This window comes from Halomonas sp. KM-1 (genome assembly GCF_000246875.1).
In the GTDB taxonomy this organism is placed as follows: domain Bacteria; phylum Pseudomonadota; class Gammaproteobacteria; order Pseudomonadales; family Halomonadaceae; genus Halomonas; species Halomonas aerodenitrificans.
The window spans coordinates 40,293-61,566 of record NZ_BAEU01000146.1; the positions used below are offsets into that span (position 1 = coordinate 40,293).

18 protein-coding genes are annotated in these 21,274 nt (G+C 65.2%); 6 read left to right on the forward strand and 12 right to left on the reverse strand.

Annotated elements, in window-relative coordinates; genetic code table 11:
• Window positions 1–104 precede the first annotated feature (104 nt).
• Window positions 105–2,939 (forward strand): AMP-binding protein, encoded by a 2,835-nt coding sequence (locus tag B8115_RS18460; RefSeq protein WP_010629324.1) that lies wholly within the window; start codon window positions 105–107, stop codon window positions 2,937–2,939.
• A gap of 67 nt (window positions 2,940–3,006) precedes the next feature.
• On the opposite strand, the gene B8115_RS18465 is transcribed toward B8115_RS18460, so the two are convergent.
• On the reverse strand, window positions 3,007–3,456 hold the full coding sequence (locus tag B8115_RS18465; protein ID WP_370542926.1) for a fasciclin domain-containing protein: 450 nt from the start codon (window positions 3,454–3,456) through the stop codon (window positions 3,007–3,009).
• A gap of 262 nt (window positions 3,457–3,718) precedes the next feature.
• On the opposite strand from B8115_RS18465, the gene B8115_RS18470 reads away from it, so the two are divergent.
• The 3 genes from B8115_RS18470 (at window position 3,719) to B8115_RS18480 (ending at window position 8,514) form a co-directional block, all read left to right on the forward strand.
• Window positions 3,719–4,030 carry a YqfO family protein gene (locus B8115_RS18470; RefSeq protein ID WP_010629326.1) on the forward strand — a complete coding sequence of 104 codons (312 nt, stop codon included), beginning with the start codon at window positions 3,719–3,721 and terminating at the stop codon, window positions 4,028–4,030.
• A gap of 288 nt (window positions 4,031–4,318) precedes the next feature.
• Entirely contained in the window at window positions 4,319–7,228 is a 2,910-nt protein-coding gene (locus tag B8115_RS18475; RefSeq protein WP_141638659.1) for an EAL domain-containing protein, read from the forward strand.
• On the forward strand, window positions 7,225–8,514 hold the full coding sequence (locus tag B8115_RS18480) for an ABC transporter substrate-binding protein (RefSeq protein WP_010629328.1): 1,290 nt from the start codon (window positions 7,225–7,227) through the stop codon (window positions 8,512–8,514). The genes B8115_RS18475 and B8115_RS18480 overlap by 4 nt, the downstream gene beginning before the upstream one ends.
• Before the next feature lie 26 nt (window positions 8,515–8,540).
• On the opposite strand, the gene xylB is transcribed toward B8115_RS18480, so the two are convergent.
• From xylB to B8115_RS18535, 11 genes are all read right to left on the reverse strand, one after another.
• The gene (gene xylB, locus B8115_RS18485; RefSeq protein WP_010629329.1) at window positions 8,541–10,025 is read right to left on the reverse strand and encodes a xylulokinase; all 1,485 of its coding nucleotides are present in this window, start codon (window positions 10,023–10,025) and stop codon (window positions 8,541–8,543) included.
• A gap of 11 nt (window positions 10,026–10,036) precedes the next feature.
• A complete protein-coding gene (locus B8115_RS18490; protein WP_010629330.1) occupies window positions 10,037–11,512 on the reverse strand; it encodes a mannitol dehydrogenase family protein in 1,476 nt (491 codons plus the stop codon).
• Between the two features lie 66 nt (window positions 11,513–11,578).
• Window positions 11,579–12,202, reverse strand: coding sequence for a nucleoside triphosphate hydrolase (locus B8115_RS18495; RefSeq protein ID WP_010629331.1), 624 nt, complete (start codon window positions 12,200–12,202; stop codon window positions 11,579–11,581).
• A gap of 79 nt (window positions 12,203–12,281) precedes the next feature.
• Complete coding sequence (locus tag B8115_RS18500; RefSeq protein ID WP_010629332.1) at window positions 12,282–13,064, reverse strand: L-iditol 2-dehydrogenase; 783 nt, start codon at window positions 13,062–13,064, stop codon at window positions 12,282–12,284.
• Complete coding sequence (locus B8115_RS18505; RefSeq protein ID WP_010629333.1) at window positions 13,061–13,780, reverse strand: HAD family phosphatase; 720 nt, start codon at window positions 13,778–13,780, stop codon at window positions 13,061–13,063. The genes B8115_RS18500 and B8115_RS18505 overlap by 4 nt, the downstream gene beginning before the upstream one ends.
• A gap of 11 nt (window positions 13,781–13,791) precedes the next feature.
• Window positions 13,792–14,934 (reverse strand): ABC transporter ATP-binding protein, encoded by a 1,143-nt coding sequence (locus B8115_RS18510; protein ID WP_010629334.1) that lies wholly within the window; start codon window positions 14,932–14,934, stop codon window positions 13,792–13,794.
• A 12-nt stretch (window positions 14,935–14,946) separates the two neighbouring features.
• Window positions 14,947–15,852, reverse strand: a complete 906-nt coding sequence (locus tag B8115_RS18515; RefSeq protein WP_010629335.1) for an ABC transporter permease subunit — start codon at window positions 15,850–15,852, stop codon at window positions 14,947–14,949.
• A 15-nt stretch (window positions 15,853–15,867) separates the two neighbouring features.
• Complete coding sequence (locus tag B8115_RS18520) at window positions 15,868–16,758, reverse strand: carbohydrate ABC transporter permease (RefSeq protein WP_010629336.1); 891 nt, start codon at window positions 16,756–16,758, stop codon at window positions 15,868–15,870.
• Between the two features lie 69 nt (window positions 16,759–16,827).
• Window positions 16,828–18,132, reverse strand: a complete 1,305-nt coding sequence (locus tag B8115_RS18525; protein WP_010629337.1) for a sugar ABC transporter substrate-binding protein — start codon at window positions 18,130–18,132, stop codon at window positions 16,828–16,830.
• A gap of 200 nt (window positions 18,133–18,332) precedes the next feature.
• Entirely contained in the window at window positions 18,333–19,292 is a 960-nt protein-coding gene (locus tag B8115_RS18530) for a sugar-binding transcriptional regulator (RefSeq protein ID WP_010629338.1), read from the reverse strand.
• 70 nt (window positions 19,293–19,362) lie between these two features.
• Window positions 19,363–19,920, reverse strand: coding sequence for an NUDIX hydrolase (locus B8115_RS18535; protein WP_010629339.1), 558 nt, complete (start codon window positions 19,918–19,920; stop codon window positions 19,363–19,365).
• 70 nt (window positions 19,921–19,990) lie between these two features.
• Here B8115_RS18535 and B8115_RS18540 point away from each other — a divergent pair, with 70 nt between their 5' ends.
• Window positions 19,991–20,635: a CoA pyrophosphatase gene (locus tag B8115_RS18540; protein WP_010629340.1), complete on the forward strand. Its 645-nt coding sequence runs from the start codon at window positions 19,991–19,993 to the stop codon at window positions 20,633–20,635.
• A 42-nt stretch (window positions 20,636–20,677) separates the two neighbouring features.
• Window positions 20,678–21,274: 2OG-Fe(II) oxygenase (locus B8115_RS18545; protein ID WP_010629341.1), on the forward strand; the 597-nt coding region annotated here is incomplete at its 3' end.

Below are 21,274 nucleotides of genomic sequence, written 5' to 3' on the forward strand. Positions count from 1 at the left end.
CCTCCTTGATCGTCTGATCTGACAACCGCTCTCAACCACTACAGTAAGGGAGAAACCATGCCATGCCGGAGTCCACTACCCAAGGGCACCCACAGAGGTGACGTATGGTGAAGCACGACGACAGCCCTGACATGGCCGACAGCAAGGTCGAGCGGCGCTTGCTGTCGCTGCTCGAAGCGCTGGTCAAGGAGATTCGGCCCGACCGCAGCGACGACATGCGCATCTCGCTGGAGTCGCGCCTGGATCGAGACCTGGGGCTGGACAGTCTGGCCCGCTCCGAGCTGCTGCTGCGTATCGAGCAGGAGTTCGGTGCTCGCCTGCCTGAGTCGGCGCTGCTGGCCGAGACCCCCGCCACCCTATTGGAGCTGCTGCACTCTTCCACGGCGGAGTCGTCTCACCGGGTCGCGACGGAGCCCGTATCGCCGAGACGTGAAGCAGCCAGTGCCGATGAGGCCGATCCAGGCGGCGAACCGAGCGACGCAGAGACCCTCAATGCCGCCATGGACTGGCACTTGCAGCGACATCCGGATCGCTCTCACCTCTATGTCTATGGCGATGGGGATGAGCCGAAAGTTCTCAGCTACGGTGAACTTAACCGGGAGGCGCAAGCCATCGCCACCGCACTGGCGGCGCGCGGCATTCGGCATGGCGACCGCATCGCGCTGATGCTGCCGACCTCGCCCGACTACTTCGTCGCCTTCCTGGGCATACTGCGCGCGGGTGCCGTGCCGGTTCCCATCTACCCACCGGCCCGCCCGTCCCAGCTCGAGGAGCACCTTCGGCGCCACGGGCGCATCCTGAGCAATGCCGGCGCGGAGCTGCTGATCACCGTCGATGAGGCGCGTAAGGTGGCGCATCTGCTGCATGCCGAGGCGCCGCAGCTGCGCCATGTCGTCACCTTGGCAGAACTCGACGCACCCTCCGCATCGGTCGCTCCCCGCGCCCCCAGCGCCTCGAGCCTGGCGCTGCTGCAATACACCTCGGGCAGCACCGGCGATCCCAAGGGGGTACGGCTCACTCACGCCCAGTTACTGGCCAACATCCGCGCCATGGGCGAACGGCTGGAAGCCGCACCGGACGACGTCTTCGTCAGTTGGCTGCCGCTGTACCACGACATGGGGCTGATCGCGGCATGGCTGGCCAGTCTCTACTACGGCATCCCGCTGGTGGTGATGTCGCCGCTGGCCTTTCTGTCGCACCCGCTGCGCTGGCTGGAGCTGATCGATCGCCACCGCGGCACCATCTCCGGCGCCCCCAACTTCGGCTACGAACTGTGCCTGCGCGCCATTCCTGCAGAACAGGTTCAGACTCTCGACCTGAGCAGTTGGCGGGTCGCCTTCAACGGCGCCGAACCGGTCAGCGCCACTACCATGGAGCAGTTCGCCGAACGGCTGGCCCCCTGCGGCCTGAAGCGCGAGGCATTGATGCCGGTCTATGGCCTGGCCGAAGCAGCGGTAGGTCTCTGCGTGGCCAAGCCCGGCCGCGGACTGGTGATCGACAGGATCAACCGTGAGCGCTTCGCGTCCAGCGGCGAAGCACGCCCCGAGAGCGACCCGGCGGCGGCACAGCCCTTCGTCAACTGCGGCCCGCCGCTGCCCGGCTATGCCCTGCGCATCGTCGACGCCGAGGGTAGTGAGCTCGCCGAGCGCCAGGAGGGCGATCTCGAGTTCCGTGGCCCCTCCGCCACCGAAGGCTACTTCGACAATCCCGAGGAGAGCGAGAAATTGTGCCACGACGGCTGGCTGCGCACCGGCGACCGTGGCTACCTGGCCGAGGGCGATCTCCACATCAGCGGACGGCGCAAGGACATGCTGGTGCGCGGAGGGCGCAACATCTACCCCTACGACATCGAGACGGCGGTTGGCCGGTTGGAGGGCGTGCGCCGAGGCTGCGTGGCGGTGTTCGGCGACCCCGACCCGACGACCGGCGCCGAGTCGCTGGTCGTAGTGGCGGAGACCCGAATCGACGACCCGGTCAAGCGCCAGGAACTGTGCCGCACCATCGCCGATACGGTAGTGGATGTGGTCGACCTGCCGGCCGACGACATTCGCCTGGTGCCGCCCCACAGCGTACTCAAGACCTCCAGCGGCAAGATCCGCCGCGCCGCAACCCGCGACTTCTACCGCCAGGGCCGCTTGGGCGAGAAGCCACTTCCGGTCTGGCGTCAGGTGGTCAAGCTGACGCTGCGTGCGTGGGTCAGACGCGCACGCCAGGGGCTATCGGCGGCGGGCTATTGGGCTTATTACCTCTATGCCTGGTCGCTCTTCGGGGTCGGTTTCATGCTGTTCGCCCTGGTAGGCCTCCCGCTGCCGCGGCTCGCCTGGCGCTGGCGCGTCGCTCACTACGTCTGCCGGGCCATGGCTCGGCTGGCCGGCATCCGTGTCGAAGTGAGTGGTCTGGAGCACCTCCCGCACGGCCGCCCCTGCGTGATAGTCGCCAATCATGCCAGCTACCTGGATGTGCTGATTCTCACCGCGGCCCTGCCCTGCAGCGTGCGCTACCTGGCGAAGGAGGAACTGGAGAGCCGCCCGGCAACCCGTCTGCCACTGACCCGCATGGGAGCGCTGTTCGTCGAGCGCTTCGACCCGCGCCAGGCGGAACAGGACATGCAGCAGGCCGAGCGGGCAGTAGCCAACGGCGACACACTCGCCATCTTCCCGGAAGGCACCTTCACCACCGAGCCCGGACTCGGCGACTTCCACATGGGCGCCTTTCTCACCGCTGCCCATGCCAACGTGCCGGTGGTCCCGGTCGCCATCGCCGGCTCGCGGCACTTGCTGCGAGGCAAGGAGTGGCGGCCCCATCCGGGCAAGGTGGCGGTGCAGATCAGCGCCGCCCTCGAACCCCAGGGAAGCGATTGGGATGCGGCGCTGAAACTGAAACACGCCGCCTGCGAGGTCATACTGCATCATGCTGGCGAAGGTCGGCGCCGCTCATGAGCACGCCCGCCAATAAAAAGGCCACCCCGCAGGGTGGCAAGCTGGACACAGCAAGGGCTGGCTGTGATCACTCAGGCAGGAGCACGCTGTCGATGACGTGAATGACGCCGTTGCTTGCCTCGATATCGGCTTGAATCACGGTGGCGTCATTGATCATTACCGTGCCGTTGGCGGTGGTAATGGTGATGTCCTGTCCCTGCACCGTGGTGGCGCTGTCCAGGCCCATGGCATCTTCGGCCATGACTTTCCCTGCCACCACGTGGTAGGTCAGCACGGCCTGGAGCTGCTCGATGTTCTCGGGCTCCAGCAGACTCTCCACGGTACCCTCGGGCAAGGCGGCAAAGGCCTCATCGGTGGGAGCGAAGACGGTGAAGGGCCCCTCTCCCTTGAGGGTCTCGACCAGCCCAGCGGCTTCCAGCGCGGCAGCCAGGGTCTCGAACTGCCCGGCCGCCACGGCGGTGTCCACGATGTCCTGCTTGTCTCCATGACTGCCGGCCTGAACGGCGCCCGCCAGCATGAGGCCAACCAAACCTGCTCCCATCCACTTCGTGGCTACCACATGAATCGGTTTCATCGGGTCATTTCCTCAGTGTGTACGTATAGGGTGGAGCGCCATGAACAACCCAACCCTGTACAGACAATAGTTACTGTACAGCTATTGGACAAGTATTTTTTCGCTGCACTGCTGTGTGAACAGCCAAGGGGCTGACGCTGCCTGTCAGCTGTGGCAAAAAGGGGGGAGAACGGAAGCCACTCAAGATCGTGACAGGGAGATAGCGATGTACAAGCTTGCCTTCTTCGTACCGCTGGAGGATGCCGAGGCCGTCAAGGAAGCCGTATTCGTCACCGGCGCCGGGCGCATCGGCGACTACGAGGCGTGCTGCTTCGAGACCCGCGGCACCGGTCAGTTTCGCCCGCTGGATGGCGCTAGCCCGCATATCGGTCAGGTAGGAGACCTGGAAAAGGTCGAGGAGGTGAAAGTGGAGATGGTCTGCCAGGACGATCTGATCCACGACGCCGTCGAGGCCCTGCGCGCCGCACATCCCTATGAGGAACCGGCCTTCGACGTGTGGAAGCTGGAAACCTTCTGAGGCAATAACGCCTGCCTCGACCATCTCTCGCGGCAGGCACCGCCTCCCGGCTGGACTGCCCCCATGCTCGGCCCATCGCACGTTGATGCCCCGTCTGCATACGCGCCACGGCCACTGGCCGAGCAGTGACAACAGAGCCAATGGTCGTATAACGAATTTATTGCGTGTTTTTGCCACTGCGGCATTTTAAATTTACGTTACCTCTACACGTTGTGACATTTAAACAAAAGAGCACCCAATTAGACGGGATGTAGTTGGCGATCACAATAATATAAGAGGTAAGGAAGCTTGCCAGAGCACGCACGAAGGGTTTTCGGCCGGCTCCGCTTCAAGATGGTGGCAGCGGCGCTGTGTTCGGTGATTGTCGTCAGTGTCATTGGTTGGATCGGATTGTCTTATACCAACCAGGTCGCCACTGTCATTACCCGAACCACCGATACTCAATACCCCTTGTTGACCAACGCGATGAGCGCCTCCAACGCCATGCGGACGTTGACGAGGACGGCACGGGACATCAAAACGGCATGCGACCGGGCAGACGGTTCACACCGCGCCAGGTTGGAGGGCAGCCTCGCGCCCGAGTTCGCCGCCATCGACGCACTCGCCGACTTCCTGCGCCACACCGGTGCGCTCGACACCGAACGCACGGTCCGCACCGCGAAGGACGAACTGGAGCTGAGCATCAATAACCTCTCCTCCCTGTGCGATACCCGCGAAACCCTGCAAATCCGTTTCGAAGAACAGCGACAACAGGCCCTGGCGACCGTAGCGGAGCTGGACGAGCTGGCCCAGTCGATGCACGCCTATGCTGGGACCGTTTTCCGCTCGTTCCGACCTGAAACGAACGGGCAGGCCTCTTCTTCGCTGGAGGCCGCTCTGCATCTGGCCTACATCAATATCCACCTGGCCCGGCTGAACAATGATCTGAGCCGGGCCCACACCAGCCAGGCCCAGGGACACACCAGGGACAAGCAGGCACATCTGGATATTCTGGCGGCGCTTGAAAGCGAACGCGATGTCCTGAGGCCAGCGCTTCCGACCCAGGATATTGAAGCACTGATCGCCCGCCTCTCCGACATCCTGACCGCTCCGGGCGGCCTTCACGATGCCTGGCGTCGGGCACGGCTGTTCGACTCAGGCATGGCTGCCCAGCTGTTGATGGTCAGTCGGGCCGACAACGCTTTGGCTGCCGTGTTGCGGAATCTGGAAAACGATGCCCGGACCCAGTACCAGGAAGCGACCCAGACGATCGACGACACGATTCTGGAATCCCGCTTCGCGGTCTCCTTGGTGGCAGCGTCCGCCTCACTGATGCTGCTCATTGCCGGTTTGGTGTTCGCTTCGCGACTGACCCGGCCGGTGGAGCGATTGACCACCCACGTCGAACATCTGCGCCGGACCGATGACCTGAACCAGCCGACACCGCTGAGGCTGGTGACCCGTTCCGATGAAATTGGCAGCCTGGCGCAATCGTTCGAGCAGCTGATCCTGGAACTCTCCAGCGCGCGCCGTCGGCTGGTGGAGGAATCCCGCCAGAACATTCGCATCCAGTACGATCGTCTGACCGCGGCAATCGAGAGCACTCCTCAGGGCTTGTGCCTGACCGATGCCGATGGACGCCTGTTGATGATCAACACCCGCTTCCTGCAACTGTACGACCTAACACCTGAACAGGTGCATACAGGCATGACATTGCGGGAGCTGAGCAAGCTGTGCCGTGAGCAAGGCGCCCGATGGCTGGAACAACCGGAGAGCGAGCAAGAACCGACGCTCGGCGATGACTTCCTGGTGCCCCAGATGCTGGACTTTCGCAATGAACGGACCATTGTCGTGCAGGTGGCGGATACACCGGAAGGCGGGCTCGTTTCCGTGCATGAGGACATCACCGAGCGGCGCAAGCAAGAAGAGCAGATCACTCGCCTGGCACATCACGACACCTTGACCGGGCTAGCCAACCGCACCCTGTTCCGCAAAAAACTGGCGGCCGCTCAGGCAGATCAGAAAGGCGAACGAGACGTGGCCTTGCTGTGCCTCGACCTCGACGATTTCAAGTCGGTGAACGATTCGCTGGGGCATCCCGTCGGCGACCGGCTATTGATTCAAATCGGCGAGCGGTTGAGGCACTGCCTTGGCGATACCGACCGGGTGGCGCGGTTGGGCGGCGACGAATTCGCCGTGCTGTTGACGGAGAATGTGACGCCGGACCGGGTAACGCAAATGGCGAACAAGGTGATAGAACGGCTCGGCCGACCTTACCGCGTGGCAACACACACCATCGTTACCGGCGTGTCGATCGGCATCGCCATCGCCCCCCGAAACGCTTCCGACCCGGACGTGCTGCTGAAGCAGGCCGACATCGCCCTGTTTCGCGCCAAGCAGGACGGACGCAGCACCTACCGCTATTTCGAGCCGGAAATGGATGCTTACATCCAGGCACGACGCGCCCTGGAAATGGACCTACGTGACGCGATCGAACACGAGAAGATGGAGTTGTACTATCAACCTCAAGTCGACCTTGACGATGAGTCACCCCGAGGCTTCGAAGCGTTGCTGCGTTGGCAGCACCCGGAACGAGGATTCGTATCGCCAGCGGAGTTCGTCGTCATGGCCGAGGAGATCGGTCTGATCGATCGACTTGGAAACTGGGTCTTGAGGCGGGCCTGCCAGGATGCGTTGCATTGGCCGGAGGACATCTCCATTGCCATCAACCTGTCCCCGGTGCAGTTCCGCAACGAGGCCTTTCTGGATGAAGTACGTAATGCCCTTTCGGCATCCGGCCTGAGCCCGACACGCCTGGTGCTGGAAATCACCGAAGGGGTGCTGCTGGAAGACACCGATCACAACCTCTTTCTACTGGAAGCGCTGAGAAGCATTGGCGTGCAAATTGCCATGGACGACTTCGGCACGGGTTATTCCAGCCTGGGTTACCTGTGCAAGTTCCGGTTCGACAAGGTCAAGATCGACCGGTCCTTCGTGAACGGCATGCTCACCTCATGCGACAGTCACGCTGTGGTTCACGCCATCTGCGGTCTGTGCGCATCGCTGGGCATCGAAACCATTGCCGAAGGAGTCGAGTCCAGCCAGCAAGTCGATGCATTGCGACAGCTGGGTTGCAAACAGAGTCAGGGCTATTACTACGCGAAAGCCGTACCACTGGCCGAGACGCTCGACTTCGTGGAACGAGAGGGCCAGCAATGAACGCGAACACCATTCCTCGGCGCGACTTCATCAAGCACACGGTGGGTGCCTTCGCGCTCTTGCTGGTCAGCCCGGTGTGTCTTGGCGAGACGAAGCCGCTGCGTTTCAGCGGCTGGGGCTCGGCCGATCGGGCTCGGATAACGAATGAAGCCTTCGCCCTGTTCGAAGCCGTCCATCCCGATATCCGGGTGGAGGCGGTATTCACCGATTGGCTGGACTATTGGCTGCGCCTGTCGACGCTCGTGGCACTCGGCGATACGCCAGACCTGATCCAGATGGATTATCGCTACCTCGAGGAATATGCCCGCAGTAGGGTCATCGAACCGCTGGACCCTTTCTTGGACGGCCTGCTCGACATCGACTCCTTCGGCAAGCACAACATCGACTCCTGTCGAATCGACGGGCGCCTGTATGGCGTCAATCTGGGGATCAATGCTACCGCAGCCTTCACCGATCGGGAGCGGTGGCAGGAAGCCGGGGTCGAACCACCCGCCATCGGGGAAAGCTGGCAGACATTCCACGACAAGTGCACCCGGTTTACCGTCGGCACGCCTAGGGAGCACTACTACCCGACCATGGATGCCAGCGGCCTGGAATCGGCATTCGAAGCCTGGCTTCTCCAGCAGGGAAAGAGCCTGTACCAACCCCATGGCCAGCTCGGTTTCGAGGCGGCAGATGCAACCGCCTGGTTCGATTTTTGGGCGGAGTTACGTGCCAAACGGGCATGCGTACCGGTCGACATCCAGATTCTCTTCAGGAACTCTGTCGAGACGTCGCCGCTGACCTTGGGTTACTCCGCCATGGATTTTGCGCATTCGAACATGATGCTGAACTACCAGAAGCAGATCGACCGGCCGCTGGGTATCACCGCCTGCCCGGTAACCCCCGAAGGCCGGCCCGGCCACTACTACAAGCCGTCGCAGATGCTCTCCGTGGCGGCCGGGCTGGATGCGGACAGGCAACGCCGTACCGTCGAACTGGCAAATTTCATGGTCATGGATCCCGCCACGGTGAAGGTGTTGGGCGTGGATCGGGGTATACCGGCCTCCTCGGACATGCGCATGCAGTTGGCCCCGACATTGGACGATGTCGGTCGAGCAACGCTGACCTACATCGATGACCTGGAACCCTACGTCGGGCCCCTACCCCCCGTTCCTCCTTCCGGTGCAGGCGAAATCGCTATCGTTCTGCAACGGATCAGCCACGAAATCGGCTATGGGGTTTCGTCCACGCTACAAGGCGGTCGGCAGTTGGTCGAAGAGGCCGAGGCCATCCTGGCTCGATAGAAGCTCAAGGGGCCTTCACGGGTGATTCAGGTCGCAATACCATGCTGGGCGGCCAGTGCCTCGCGATAGCGTGCGTAGACCGTCTCATAGGCCCATACGCTGGCCGCCTTCGGCTCGGCCAGCGAGGCATCGTCGAGATGGACCAGACGCTCGCACAGTTCGCTCAGCGTTAGATCGTGCCGCTCGCACCAGGCCGCCTGCAACGCCGCTCCCAGCGCCGCGGCATCGGTCACTTGGGGGCAGATCACCGGAGTCGCGCTCACGTCGGCCACCATCTGACGCCACACTGGGCTTTTCGCCCCGCCGCCGATCAGGCGGATCTGGCTCGCGCCGGCGGCCAGCGGGCCGAGCAGCTCGAGGCCATAGCGCAGGCCGAAGGTGGCGCTCTCCACTACCGCCCGGCACAGGTTGGCCTGGGTCAGATTGCGGCTGTCGAGCCCCAGGAAGCTGGCCGTGGCGTGGGGCAGCGCCGGCACCCGCTCGCCGTTGAAGAACGGCAGCACCGTCACCCCCTCGGCACCGATCGGCGCCGCGGCCAGGCGCTCGCCGAAGGCGACCAGGTCGAGCTCGAACAGCTCGCGCACCTGGGTGCTGGCCGAGGTGACGTTCATGGTACAGACCAGCGGCAGCCAGCCGCCGTGGCTGGCGCAGAAATTGGCCACCATGTCGCTCTCGGCGCGCACCGACTCGGGTGAATAGGCGCACACCGTGCCCGAAGTACCGAGGCTCAGGGTAACGATACCGGGGGCGATGTTGCCGGTGCCGATGGCACCGAGCATATTGTCGCCGCCCCCGCTGGCTACGATCACGTCAGGCGGCAGCCCGAGCTCGCGAGCGAGCTCGGGACGCAGCGTGCCGGCGGGCTCGCGGGAGTCGATAAGCCTCGGCAGTACGCGCTCCGGGTCGAGCTCCGGGGCGATCTCGGCGAAGACGTCATGGCGCCAGCGGCGGGTACGGGTATCGAAGTAGCCGGTGCCCGAGGCGTCGCCCGCCTCCGCCACCTGCTCACCGGTGAGCCAGAAGTTGAGGTAGTCGTGTGGCAGCAGCACGGTGTCGATACGGCGGTAGGCATCGGGATGCGTATCGCGCAGCCAGGCGATCTTCGAAGCGGTGTAGCCGGTCTGCAGCACCAAGCCGAGCCGTTCGAGACAACCCGCCGCCCCGCCCAGCCGCTCCACCAGGGCGGCATTGTGCGCCGCCGTCTCGGTGTCGCACCACAGCTTGGCGGAATGCACCGGCAGGCCCTCGGCGTCGAGCGCCACCATGCCGTGCTGCTGACCGGAAACGCCGATGGCGCGTATCGCACGGCGCTCGATGCCGGCCTTGGTCACGGCCTCCTCGTAGGCGCCACGAAAGGCCTCGAGCCACTCCTGGGGCGCCTGCTCACGACGCCCGTTCACCCCCTCGGCCAGGCGATGGGGACGGCTCGCCTCGCCGAGGATCGCCTCGCTCTCGACGTCGACCACCACCACCTTGGTACTCTGGGTGCCGCAATCCACCCCGATGTACATGCCACCACTCCTCACTCCTCGACCAGCGTTTCAAGCGTAGCGCGTGCGCCGCGTTCGTGCAGGCTTGCCAGCGTCGTGAGGTAGGCCTCGCGAAAGCGCTCATGCTCGGCCAGGTCGCCGAACAGCTCGCGGTTCTCGATGAAGGCGCCGGGCCGCGTGCGGTTCTCGCCAGCCAGGGCCATCAGCTCATGCTTGAGGCGGTCGACCACCGTAATCGGCTCACCCCGCTCGTCCAGGCCCTCGGCGTAGCGTGCCCAGCTGGCCACCACCGCCGCGCTGCGGTGGATCTCGCCGCCCCTTGCCAGTTGCTCGCGAATCACCGGTACCAGCCACTTGGGAATACGGTCGGAGCTCTCGGCGCACAGCCGCGCCAGGGTGTCCTTGATCTCGGGGTTGGCGAAGCGCTCGATCAGGGTCAGGCGGTACTGCTCGAGATCCACCCCGGGCACCGGGGCCAGGGTCGGGCTGCCCTCGTGGCGCATGTATCCGAGCAGGAAGTCGACGAACAGCGGGTCGCGGCACACCTCATGGGCATAGCGGTAACCGGCCAGGGTGCCGAAGTAGCACAGCGCCTGGTGGCTGGCGTTGAGCAGACGCAACTTCATCAGCTCATAGGGTTCCACGTTCTCGACCACCTGCACGCCGACCCGCTCGAACGCCGGCCGGCCGCAGATGAAATGATCCTCCAGTACCCATTGGGTAAAGGGTTCGCACACCACCGGCCAGGCGTCCTCGACGCCGAACTCGCCGGCCAGCTCCTCGATGTCGACCGGCTGGGTGACGGGCGTGATGCGGTCGACCATGGCATTGGGGAACGGCACCTCGGCTTCGATCCATTCGGCCAGCGCCGGGTCGCGGGCCCGGGCGAAGGCAACGAACATGCGCTTGGCGACCTCGCCGTTGCCTTGGATGTTGTCGCAGGACATCAGCGTGAACGGCGCCAGACCTCGTTCTCGACGGCGGGCCAGCGCTTCCACCACCAGACCGAAGGTGGTGCGCGGCGCTTCGCGCAAGTCGAGGTCGTGGCGCACGTCTGGGTTGCCGAGATCGAACTCTCCGGTTACCGGGTGGAAGTTGTAGCCGCCTTCGGTGACGGTCAGCGAGACGATGCGAATGGCGGGGTCGGCCATGTGCTCGATCACTGACTCGGGGTCATCGGGAGCGAACAGGTAATCGAGCATGGCGCCTATCACCCGCGGTTCACGCTCGCCGCTGGGGTGCTTCACCACCAGGGTGTAGAGATGATCCTGGGCTGCCAGCACCTCCTGCATGCGGCGATCGCCGGGCATCACGCCGACGCCGACGATGCCCCAGTCCAGGGCCTCGCCGCGGTTCATCAGCGCATCGAGATACATGGCCTGGTGGGCGCGATGAAAACCGCCAACGCCGATATGCACGATACCCGGCGTCACCTTCCGGCGGTCGTAGCGCGGCACGGCCACCCGCGGATCGAGGTGGGAGAGCGTGGCGTTGCTGAGAGCAGGCATAGGGGCACTCCTTGCCGCAGGCGGCAATGAACGAAAAATGGATCGGCGGTCCGGACGAGTCGCGGGTCAGCGCCAGTAGAGGTCCGGTGCGACGGACTCGCGCTTGATCAGTCGGGCATTGATCATGTCCTTGTGGCGCGCCTTGTCGATGGCGCCCTCGTGGTCCTGGCCCATGCCCAGCCAGCGCTGGATCAGGCGCGCTTCGAGCACCTCGTCGGCTACCTCGAGGAACAGCGTCATGTCGAACAGCGGGAGCAGCTCGCGCCAGGGGTCGCGATCGAGAAGCAGGTAGTTGCCCTCGACGATGACGATGCGGTGCTCGAGGGTGACCAACCGCCCTCCGGCTCGGGCCAGATCCAGCGGACGGTCGAACACCGGCACCGCCACGGTTCTGTCGGCGCGGCGAATGCGCTCCAGGTCGTGCTTGAGGCCATCGGGGTCGAAGGTCTCCGGGGCGCCCTTGATCGGCAGCTGGCCCAGCGGCTCGAGAATGGCGTTGTCGAGGTGATAGCCATCCATCGGCACCACGGCGGCAATGCCCGCCTGGCGCTCGTTGAGTTCGCGGCACAGCCACTCGGAGAGGAACGACTTGCCCGCCCCCGGCGGCCCGGCCAGGGCGACGATGAAGCGCTGCCGGTTCTCCGCAGCCTCCAGCAATCGCACCGCCATATCATGAATGTTTGGATTCATTGTTGTTTCCTACTCAAAGCGCAGGCATCAGGCGTGTTCGAAAAGGCAGCGAGCAAGCGCAGCCATTTTTCGAATACGCCTAGCTCATCCAGTTGCCTCCATCGACGTTTAGGGTCTGAGCGACCACATACTCACTATCGTCCGAGGCGAGGAACACCGCCGCTCCGGCGTGATCCTCCGGCTTGCCCATGCGCCCGAAAGGCACCGCCTCGCCGACCAGGCGCTTCTTCTCGCCCAGCGGGCGGCCCTCATAGCGGGCGAACAGCGCGTCGACCTCGTCCCACATGGGTGTGTCGACCACACCGGGAGCGATGCCGTTGACCCGGATGCCATGCTTGATCAGGTCGAGCGCGCAGGACTGGGTCAGGCTGATCACCGCCGCCTTGGTGGCACAGTAGGTGCTCACCAGCGCCTCGCCGCGCCGCCCCGCCTGGGAGGCCATGTTGATGATCGCCCCACCCTCGCCACGGGCCACCATCTGGCGTGCCACCGCCTGCAGGGTGAAGAACAGCCCCTTGGTATTGACCGCGAACTGACGGTCGAAGCTCGCCTCGCTCACCTCCAGCACCGGCGCCATATCGAACACCGCGGCGTTGTTGACCAGGATATCGATGGCGCCGAGATGTTGCGTGACCGCCTGCACCATGGTCTGGATGGAATCGACGTCGCAGACGTCGAGGCATACTCCCATGACGCGGTCGGCGGCCACCGCACGCAGCCCTACCAATGCCTCGTCGATGGCGCCACTGTCGATGTCGGCAACCGCCACCCGGGCCCCTTCGGCGAGATAGCGCTCGGCGATGGCCAGACCGATGCCCCGCGCGCCACCCGTTATCACGGCAACCTTATCTTGCAGTTTCATCTTGGGCCTTCCTCGTTGATTTCATTCGCGGCCGCCTTTGCACCGGCACGTCGCCGTTCACGCCACAGCTGAATCAAGGTCTCAAGGCCATGCATGGCCGGCAGCACCCGCCACGCTCCGGCCTCCAGCAGTCGTGCGACATGGCCCTCCTCGATGTGACTGGCACCGGTGAAACCGATCACCGTCATGCCGGCGGCGTGGGCCGCGGTCACGCCGGAAACGCTGTCTTCCACCACCAGGCAGTCGCCCGGCGCCCGGCCCATGCGGCGCGCCGCCAGCAGGTAGAGATCGGGTGCCGGCTTGGGCCGTTCGACCTCGTCGGCAGTGAACAGCGGTACCTCGCCCAGCCGGGCGTCGAGCCCGGTGACGGCCAGCGAGGCGAGCACCCGCCGACGGCGACTGTTGGAGACGATGGCCAGCGGCAGCTCGATGCCGGCCAGGGTATCCGCCACACCTTCGACTGCACGCAGCTCCTCGGCCAGGCGCGCCTCGATGGCGCTGTCGATACGCTCCAGCGCATCGGCGGGCAGACGGTGGGCGCTCTGCCGCTCCAGCCGTGCGAGAATCGCCCCAGTGGTCATGCCCAGCGCCTGGCGCAGGGCGACGTCATCGGGAATGTCCGGCAGCAACTGGCGGAGCTGCTGCATCAGCGTCGCCTCGGCAATTACCTCGCTGTCCACCAGCACGCCATCGCAGTCGAAGATCAGCGTTTCCATGCCTGCCCCACTCATAGGCGACCCGCCGCGGCAGGAGCACGATTGTCCTGGCGGTTGAGCCCGGCCAGGGGGTGTCGGGCGAGACTGGGCAGCGCCAGCCCCTCGCCGTCGAAGAGATGCGCGCAGTCGCGCTCGAAGCCGAAGCGCAGAGTATCGCCGACCCGGCTGGCGACGTTGCCGTCGGCGCTCACGGTAACCAGGGTGTCCTGCATGCGCACGTAGAGCGAGGTCACCCCGCCCAGACGCTCGATCACCTCGATGCGTCCCGAGAGCGGCCCCTCCGGGTCGAGCTGCAGATGCTCAGGGCGAACGCCCAGGGTCAGGGCGTCATCGTCGAGGCCGCTGCCGTCCACCGGCACCGTGCAGGTGTCGCCGCCGGGCAGGCGCACCTCGACGCCGGTAGCCGCCGCGCTCACCCGCTGCACCTCCAGGAAGTTCATCTTCGGCGAGCCGATGAAGCCGGCCACGAAGCGGTTGCGCGGGTGGTGGTAGAGCTCCATGGGCGAGCCCACCTGCTCGACCATGCCGCTCTGCAGCACGACGATCTTGTCGGCCATGGTCATGGCCTCGATCTGGTCGTGGGTGACGTAGATCATGGTGGCGTCGAGTTCCTCGTGCAGGCGCGCCAGCTCGATGCGCATCTGCACCCGCAGCGCCGCGTCGAGGTTGGAGAGCGGCTCGTCGAACAGAAAGATGCTGGGGTTGCGCACGATGGCGCGGCCGATGGCCACCCGCTGACGCTGCCCACCGGAGAGCGCCTTGGGCTTGCGTTCGAGCAGCGGCTCGAGCTGCAGGATCGATGCCGCCTCACGCACCTTGCGCCGCCGTTCCTCCTTGGATACCCCGGCGAGTTTGAGGCTAAAGCCCATGTTGTCCTCGACGGTCATGTGCGGGTAGAGCGCGTAGCTCTGGAACACCATCGCCAAGCCGCGCTCGGCGGGGCCGACCTCGTTCATGCGTACGCCGTCGATCAGGATGTCGCCGCTGGTGGCGCTCTCGAGGCCGGCGATCATGCGCAGCAGGGTCGACTTGCCGCAGCCGGAGGGGCCGACGAAGACCACGAACTCACGGTCGTTGACCTCCAGGTCGACGCCCTTGATCACCTCGGTGTCATCGAAGCGCTTGACGATGTCGTGCAGTTGTAGCGTTGCCATGGGGAAACCTCGTTACTTGACGGCGCCGAAGGTGAGACCGCGTACCATCTGCTTCTGGGTCAACCAACCGAAGATCAGGATCGGCGCGATGGCCATGGTCGAAGCGGCCGAGAGCTTGGCCCAGAACAGCCCCTCGGGACTCGAGAACGATGCGATGTAGGCGGTGAGCGGTGCGGCGTTGGACGAAGTGAGATTGAGACTCCAGAACGCCTCGTTCCAGCTCAGGATCACCGACAGCAGCCCGGTGGAGGCGATGCCGGGAAGGGTCAGCGGCAACAACAGGTAGACCACTTCCTGGAAGGTGTTCGCGCCGTCCATGCGCCCCGCTTCGAGGATGTCCCGCGGCAGGTCCTTGAAGAAGGTGTAGAGCATCCATACCACGATCGGCAGGTTCATCAGGGTGTAGACGATGATCAGCCCGGAGCGGGTGTCGAGCAGGCCCAGATCGCGGAAGATCAGATAGATAGGCACCAGCACGCCCACCGGCGGCAGCATCTTGGTGGAGAGCATCCACAGCAGCGTGGCCTTGGTGCGCCGCGTGGGCAGAAAGGCCATGGCGTAGGCAGCGGGGATGGCGATGAGTAGCGCCAGCAGGGTCGAGCCGAAGGCCACCACCACGCTGTTCATGGCGAACTTGAAGTAGTCGGCCCGGGCCTGAACGGCCACGTAGCTCTCCAGCGTCGGAGTGAAGATCAGGCTGGGGTCGGCAATCGCCTCGGCCTCGGTCTTGAAGCCGGTCAGCACCATCCACAGGATGGGAAAGAAAATGATCAGCGCAATGCCCCAGCCCAGCAGCGTGAGCCATAGCCGCCGCATCCCGGCGCTTGGCATCAGCGGCGTATGCCGGGCCCGCGCTCCGCTGGACGTGGCGGCCAGGTGGCCCTCGGCCGGCAGCACCTTGGTCTTGAGTGTGGTCATGAGCGGCTCCTCGCCTCAGTTTTCCAGGTTCCTGGCCACCAGCCGGACCAAGAAGATGGCGACGATGTTGGCCAGGATAATGGCGACCACCCCACCCGCGGAGGCCAGGCCGACGTCGAAGTCGAGCAGCGCCTGCATGTAGATCAGGAACGCCAGGTTGGTGGTGGCGAGCCCCGGGCCACCCGAGGTGGTGACGTAGATCTCGGCGAAGATCGTCAGCAGGAAGATCATCTGGATCATGATCACCACGCTGATGGCACGCTTGAGGTGCGGCAGAGTGATGTGGAAGAACACCGCGATGGGGCCGGCCCCGTCCATGCGTGCCGCCTCGACCTGATCCTCGTCGAGAGACTGCATGGCAGTGAGCAGGATCAGCAGCGCGAACGGCAGCCACTGCCAGGCCACGATGATGATGATCGAGGTCATCGGCAGCGACGAGAACCAGTCCACCGCCGGCAGCCCGAACACCCCGGCGAGCCACGCCAGCACCCCGTTGCTCGGGTGCATCATCATGTTCTTCCACACCAGCGCACTGACCGTGGGCATGACGAAGAACGGCGAGATGGCCAGCACCCGAGCGATGCCGCGACCGGGAAACTCCTGCTGGAACAGCACCGCCAGCAGCACGCCGCCGACCACGGTGATGGTCAGCACCGAGCCCACCAGCACCAGGGTGTTGCCCATGGCGCGCCACAGCGCCGGGTCGGTGAACAGGAATTCGTAGTTCTCCAGGCCGGCGAAGCCGACCATCTCCGGCATCAGCAGGTTGTAGCGCTGCAGAGAGAACCATACGGTCATGCCCAGCGGCACCAGCATCCACAGCAGCAGCAGCGTGACCGCGGGCGCCTGCAGCGACAGCGAGCGCAGACCGCCGACGGTACGCCCGGAGGCGCGTGTCTTGCTCATAGCATCACCACGGAAGGTCGAGAGGTTGGCCGCCGGGCACTACCCCGGCGGCAGGGCGGGTGGCGCGGTTCAGTAACCGGCGCGCTGCATGGTGCGCGCGGTGGCGCGCTGGGCGTTCTGCAGCGCCTGCTCGACGCCGGTATCGCCGGTCAGCGCCGCGGCGATGGTCTGACCCACCTGGGTACCGATCGACTGGAACTCGGGAATGCCCACGAACTGCACACCGATGTAGGGGCTCGGCTCCAGCGTCGAGTCGGTGGGGTCGGCGCTGTTGATGGCATCGAGTACGAAGCTGGCGAAGGGCGCCTCGCGCTGGTAGTTCTCGTTGGCGTAGGTGGATTCACGAGTACCCGGCGGCACGCTGGTCCAGCCCTGGGTCTCGCCGACCAGCTCGATGTACTCCTGCGACGTGGCCCAGATCAGGAAGGTCTGGGCGGCCTCCTGCTTGTCAGAAGAGGCGGGAATCGCCAGCGCCCAGGACCACAGCCAGTGCGCGCCCTTGGGCGTCTCTGCCACCGGCGCCGGGGCGAAGCCGAGACGATCGGCGACCTGGGATTCGTCCGGGTTGTAGAGCTTGCCCGCCGCCGAGGTGGCGTCGACCCACATGGCGCAGTTGCCGCGGGAGAACAGCGCCAGGTTCTCGTTGAAGCCGTTGGAGCTGGCCCCCGGCGGGCCATAGTTGCCGAGCAGGTCGACATAGAAGCCGATGGCCTCCTGCCAGGCCGGCGAATCGAGTTCGGGATTCCACTCCTCGTCGAACCAGCGCCCGCCGAAGGTGTTCACCAGGGTGGAGACGAAGGCCATGTTCTCGCCCCAGCCTGGCTTGCCGCGCAGGCAGATACCGGCCAGTTGATTGGCGGGGTCGTGCAGCTCGGCGGCCCATTCACGCACCTCTTCCCAGCTCGGTTGCTCGGGCATCTCGATGCCGGCCTCCTCGAACAGGTCGGTGCGGTAGTAGAGCATCGAGCTCTCGGCGTAGAACGGCAGCGCGTAGAGAGAGCCATTATGGGAGAGGCCGTCGCGCACCGGCTTGAGCAGGTCATCCTCCTGATACGCCTCGGGCAGATCGTCGAGAGCGACCAGCCAGCCTCGCTCGGCCCAGATCGGCGCCTCGTAGGTACCGATGGTCATGACGTCGAACTGGCCGCCGTCGGTAGCGATGTCGGTGGTCAGGCGCTGACGCAGCACGTTCTCCTCGAGCACCACCCAGTTGACCCGAATGCCGGGATGCGCCTCCTCGAAGGCACTGGTCAGGCTCTGCATGATCACCATGTCGTTGTTGTTGACCGTGGCCACGGTGATGGTCTCGGCTTGGGCGGCGGTAGCGAAGGCGGCCGCCAGGCCGGCCAGGGGAAAGGCGTAGGCGAACTTCATGTCGGGCTCCTGTGTGCTGGGCGTGCCCGCTGGGGGCGTTATTGTTGGTGGAAATTGTTGTTGGGTGCCAGGAATTGTCGTTGGTGCCGGGAGTCGCTGTTTTGATCATTTAATCATCTGACGATCAAATGATCGGACAGCACGCAGCAAAAGGCAAAGGCAAGGCCCTTAGACTTTAGGTTAAGCCAGGTCGAATCGGGTCAGGAAAGCGCTTCGTTCTCGAGAATGAAGCGCGCGGCGCTCTCGTCGGTGATGAGTCCCTTGAGCCAGCCGCCGCGCAGCGCGGCGAGAATCGCTGGCCCCTTTTCGCGACCGCCGGCCAGTGCCACCAGGCTCTGGTCGCGAAACATCTCCAGCGGCAGGCTGGTGACGCGGCGGGTGATCGAGCACTCGATGACCGCACCGTTGCGGTCGAGCGGCCAGCCGAGCAGCTCGCCCACGGCGTTACGGCTGAGCAGTTCGTCGAGCTCGGCCTCGCTGATGAAGTGGTCCTGGAACAGGGTGGCCTGACGGTCGATGCGCCCCACCCCGATGTAGGCCGCCTCGGCATCCTTGGCGACCTCGACGATGGCCTGGAACAGACGCTGGCCGAGCATCGCCTCCTTCTCCCCCACCGAGCCAGCCACCACCGGCGCCGGCAGCAGGAAGCGCTCGCCGCCGGTCTTGTCGGCCAGCACCATCACCCCGTCGTAGCGGTTGGCGGAGCCGTCGCGGGCGACGTTGCCCACTAGCGAGACGAAGCGGTGCTGGGGGCGCTCGATACGGCTGAGCGCCTCCACCGTGGCACGCACGGAACGGCCCGTACCCAGCGACAGGGTCAGCGGCTCGGTGCGCTCGATCAGCCTGGCCAGGCGCTCCGCCCCGGCCACCGCCAGGTAGTGGGCACTGCTCTCGGGGGCTTCCGGATCGGCCGGCACCACGTCGCAGAACTCGAGCCCGAAGCGCTGGAGGATGGCATCCGACATCACCATGCAGTTGGCCAGCGGGTGGTCGATGTGCACCTTGACCAGCCCCTCCTGACGCGCCAGGGCCAGCAGCCGCTGCACGCCGGGGCGCGACACCCCCAGTTGGCTGGCGATCTCGTCCTGGGTTCGCCCGCCCACGTAGGAGAGCCAGGCCGCACGGGCCGCCTGGTCCAGCTTCAGCTCGAACTTGTCCACGTTACCCGTTCCTCATCGAATGCCCATCAAGCCGAACCCCAGTCATGCCGCCCCCTTACGCGGAGCCTCGTCATGCAGAGCCAAAGTAGCGTTCGCGGTCCTCGGCGGTGATGTCGCTGATGTGCAGCGGGTAGTGGCCTTCGCCGCGGTCGGCGTAAAAATGGCGCAGGGTGCGCTCGATGGTGGGAAAGGCCAGCTCGTCCCAGGGAATCTCGTGCTCCTCGAACAGGGCCACCTCGAGGCTCTCCGGCCCTGCGCAGAAGCTGCCGGTGAGCTCGGCGCGGAAGATCATGTAGACCTGATTGATATGAGGCAGGTTGATCAGCGTGTAGAGCCCGTGGATGTCGACCTCAGCGCAGGCCTCCTCCCAGGTCTCCCGAGCCGCCGCCTGCACGGTGGTCTCGGCGTTCTCCATGAAGCCCGCCGGTAGGGTCCAGAAGCCCTTTCGCGGCGAGATGGCACGGCGGCAGAGCAGGATGCGCGAACCGCTCACCGGCAGCGTGCCGGCCACGATGCGTGGGTTCTGATAGTGGATCGAACCGCAGGCGTCGCACAGGTATCTGGGCCGATCGTCTCCTGCCGGAATCGCGAAACGCACGGTTTGGCCACAATGGCTGCAGAAGTTCATGAGTCTCCCTGGCAGGCTTGACGTCGGCAAAGGCCCCCGGGTAGAAGGAATCAAACCCGACGGAAACCCCATGTTAGAGAAACTTCGCAAGCGCCTGCAAGCGCACGAGCCCCGCCATCTGCGCCTCGACATGCCGCGTGCCGCGGTGCTCATGCCCATCGTCGAGCGCCCCGAGCCGACGCTACTGTTCACCCAGCGCGCGGGGCACCTCAACACCCATAGCGGCCAAGTGGCGTTTCCCGGCGGCAAGCGCGAGGAGGCCGACCGCGACCTGCTGTTCACCGCCCTGCGCGAATCCCACGAGGAGATCGCCCTGCCGCCGGAGCGGGTCGAGCTGCTCGGCCGCCTGTCGGACGTGGTTTCGCTGCACGGCATTCTGGTCACGCCCTATGTGGGGCTGATTCCGCCGGACCTGCCGCTCACGCCCGACCCTTCCGAGCTGGATGCCATCTTCGAGGTGCCCCTGTCGCTCTTCCTCGAGGACCGCCGTCACCACACCGACGTGATCACGGTCGACGGACGCCCCCACTACGTGCCCAGCTATCACACCCAGGGCCAGGTGATCTGGGGGCTGTCGGCGATGATGCTGGTAGAACTGCTGGCGGAGGGCTTCGAGCGTCCCATCAGCCTGTTCGATGAGCCGCCGCAGGGTCGGCTATGCTATTTTCCCGAGCGCCTGCTGCGCAGTCCGAATACCGCCACGCGCCGCTCCTGATCCTTGCTCCTGCTCCCTGCCTCCCGGAGGTTCGCCGCATCCATGTCGCTGCTCACCCAACCGGCCTTTGCGGCCAGTGCCCTGCCTCAGTTGGTCGATGCCCTGGTCGAACAGGGCTGGTTCGTCGGCGAAGGGTTTCTCGACGCCGAGCTGTGCCATGACCTGCATCGGGAGCTGATGGAAATGGCCGAGCGCGACGCGCTGGCCGCCGCCGGCATCGGCCGCGGTGACGAGCACCAGTTGCGCCGCGACATCCGCGGCGACGCCATTCGCTGGCTCGACCGCGAGAGCCTGGCCCAGCGCCGCTACCTGGAAGCCATGGGCGAGCTGCAGCGTGAGCTGAATCAGGCGCTGTTCCTGGGGCTGTTCGAGTACGAGGCGCACTTCGCCCACTACCCGCCCGGGGCCTTCTACAAGAAGCACCTGGACAGCTTTCGCGGACGCGCCAACCGGGTGGTCTCCACGGTGGGCTACCTCAACCCCGACTGGCCGGCGGATGGCGGCGGGGAGATGGCGATCTTCGCCGCCGACGACCCCGAGCGAGAAGTGGCCCGGGTGCGCCCCGAAGCCGGCAACTTCGCCTGCTTTCTCGCCGAAACCGTGCCCCACGAGGTGCTGCCCACCCGCCTGCCGCGAGCC

Bases quoted from the DNA above. Each gene is read 5' to 3' on its own strand.
- xylB (WP_010629329.1), bottom strand. From the start codon at position 10,025: ATGTACATCGGGGTGGATTGCGGCACCCAGAGTACCAAGGTGGTGGTG.
- B8115_RS18495 (WP_010629331.1), bottom strand. From the start codon at position 12,202: ATGAATCCAAACATTCATGATATGGCGGTGCGATTGCTGGAGGCTGCG.
- B8115_RS18500 (WP_010629332.1), bottom strand. From the start codon at position 13,064: ATGAAACTGCAAGATAAGGTTGCCGTGATAACGGGTGGCGCGCGGGGC.
- B8115_RS18465 (WP_370542926.1), bottom strand. From the start codon at position 3,456: ATGCTGGCGGGCGCCGTTCAGGCCGGCAGTCATGGAGACAAGCAGGAC.
- B8115_RS18460 (WP_010629324.1), top strand. From the start codon at position 105: ATGGTGAAGCACGACGACAGCCCTGACATGGCCGACAGCAAGGTCGAG.
- B8115_RS18525 (WP_010629337.1), bottom strand. From the start codon at position 18,132: ATGAAGTTCGCCTACGCCTTTCCCCTGGCCGGCCTGGCGGCCGCCTTC.
- B8115_RS18490 (WP_010629330.1), bottom strand. From the start codon at position 11,512: ATGCCTGCTCTCAGCAACGCCACGCTCTCCCACCTCGATCCGCGGGTG.
- B8115_RS18480 (WP_010629328.1), top strand. From the start codon at position 7,225: ATGAACGCGAACACCATTCCTCGGCGCGACTTCATCAAGCACACGGTG.
- B8115_RS18510 (WP_010629334.1), bottom strand. From the start codon at position 14,934: ATGGCAACGCTACAACTGCACGACATCGTCAAGCGCTTCGATGACACC.
- B8115_RS18470 (WP_010629326.1), top strand. From the start codon at position 3,719: ATGTACAAGCTTGCCTTCTTCGTACCGCTGGAGGATGCCGAGGCCGTC.
- B8115_RS18540 (WP_010629340.1), top strand. From the start codon at position 19,991: ATGTTAGAGAAACTTCGCAAGCGCCTGCAAGCGCACGAGCCCCGCCAT.
- B8115_RS18520 (WP_010629336.1), bottom strand. From the start codon at position 16,758: ATGAGCAAGACACGCGCCTCCGGGCGTACCGTCGGCGGTCTGCGCTCG.
- B8115_RS18505 (WP_010629333.1), bottom strand. From the start codon at position 13,780: ATGGAAACGCTGATCTTCGACTGCGATGGCGTGCTGGTGGACAGCGAG.
- B8115_RS18515 (WP_010629335.1), bottom strand. From the start codon at position 15,852: ATGACCACACTCAAGACCAAGGTGCTGCCGGCCGAGGGCCACCTGGCC.
- B8115_RS18535 (WP_010629339.1), bottom strand. From the start codon at position 19,920: ATGAACTTCTGCAGCCATTGTGGCCAAACCGTGCGTTTCGCGATTCCG.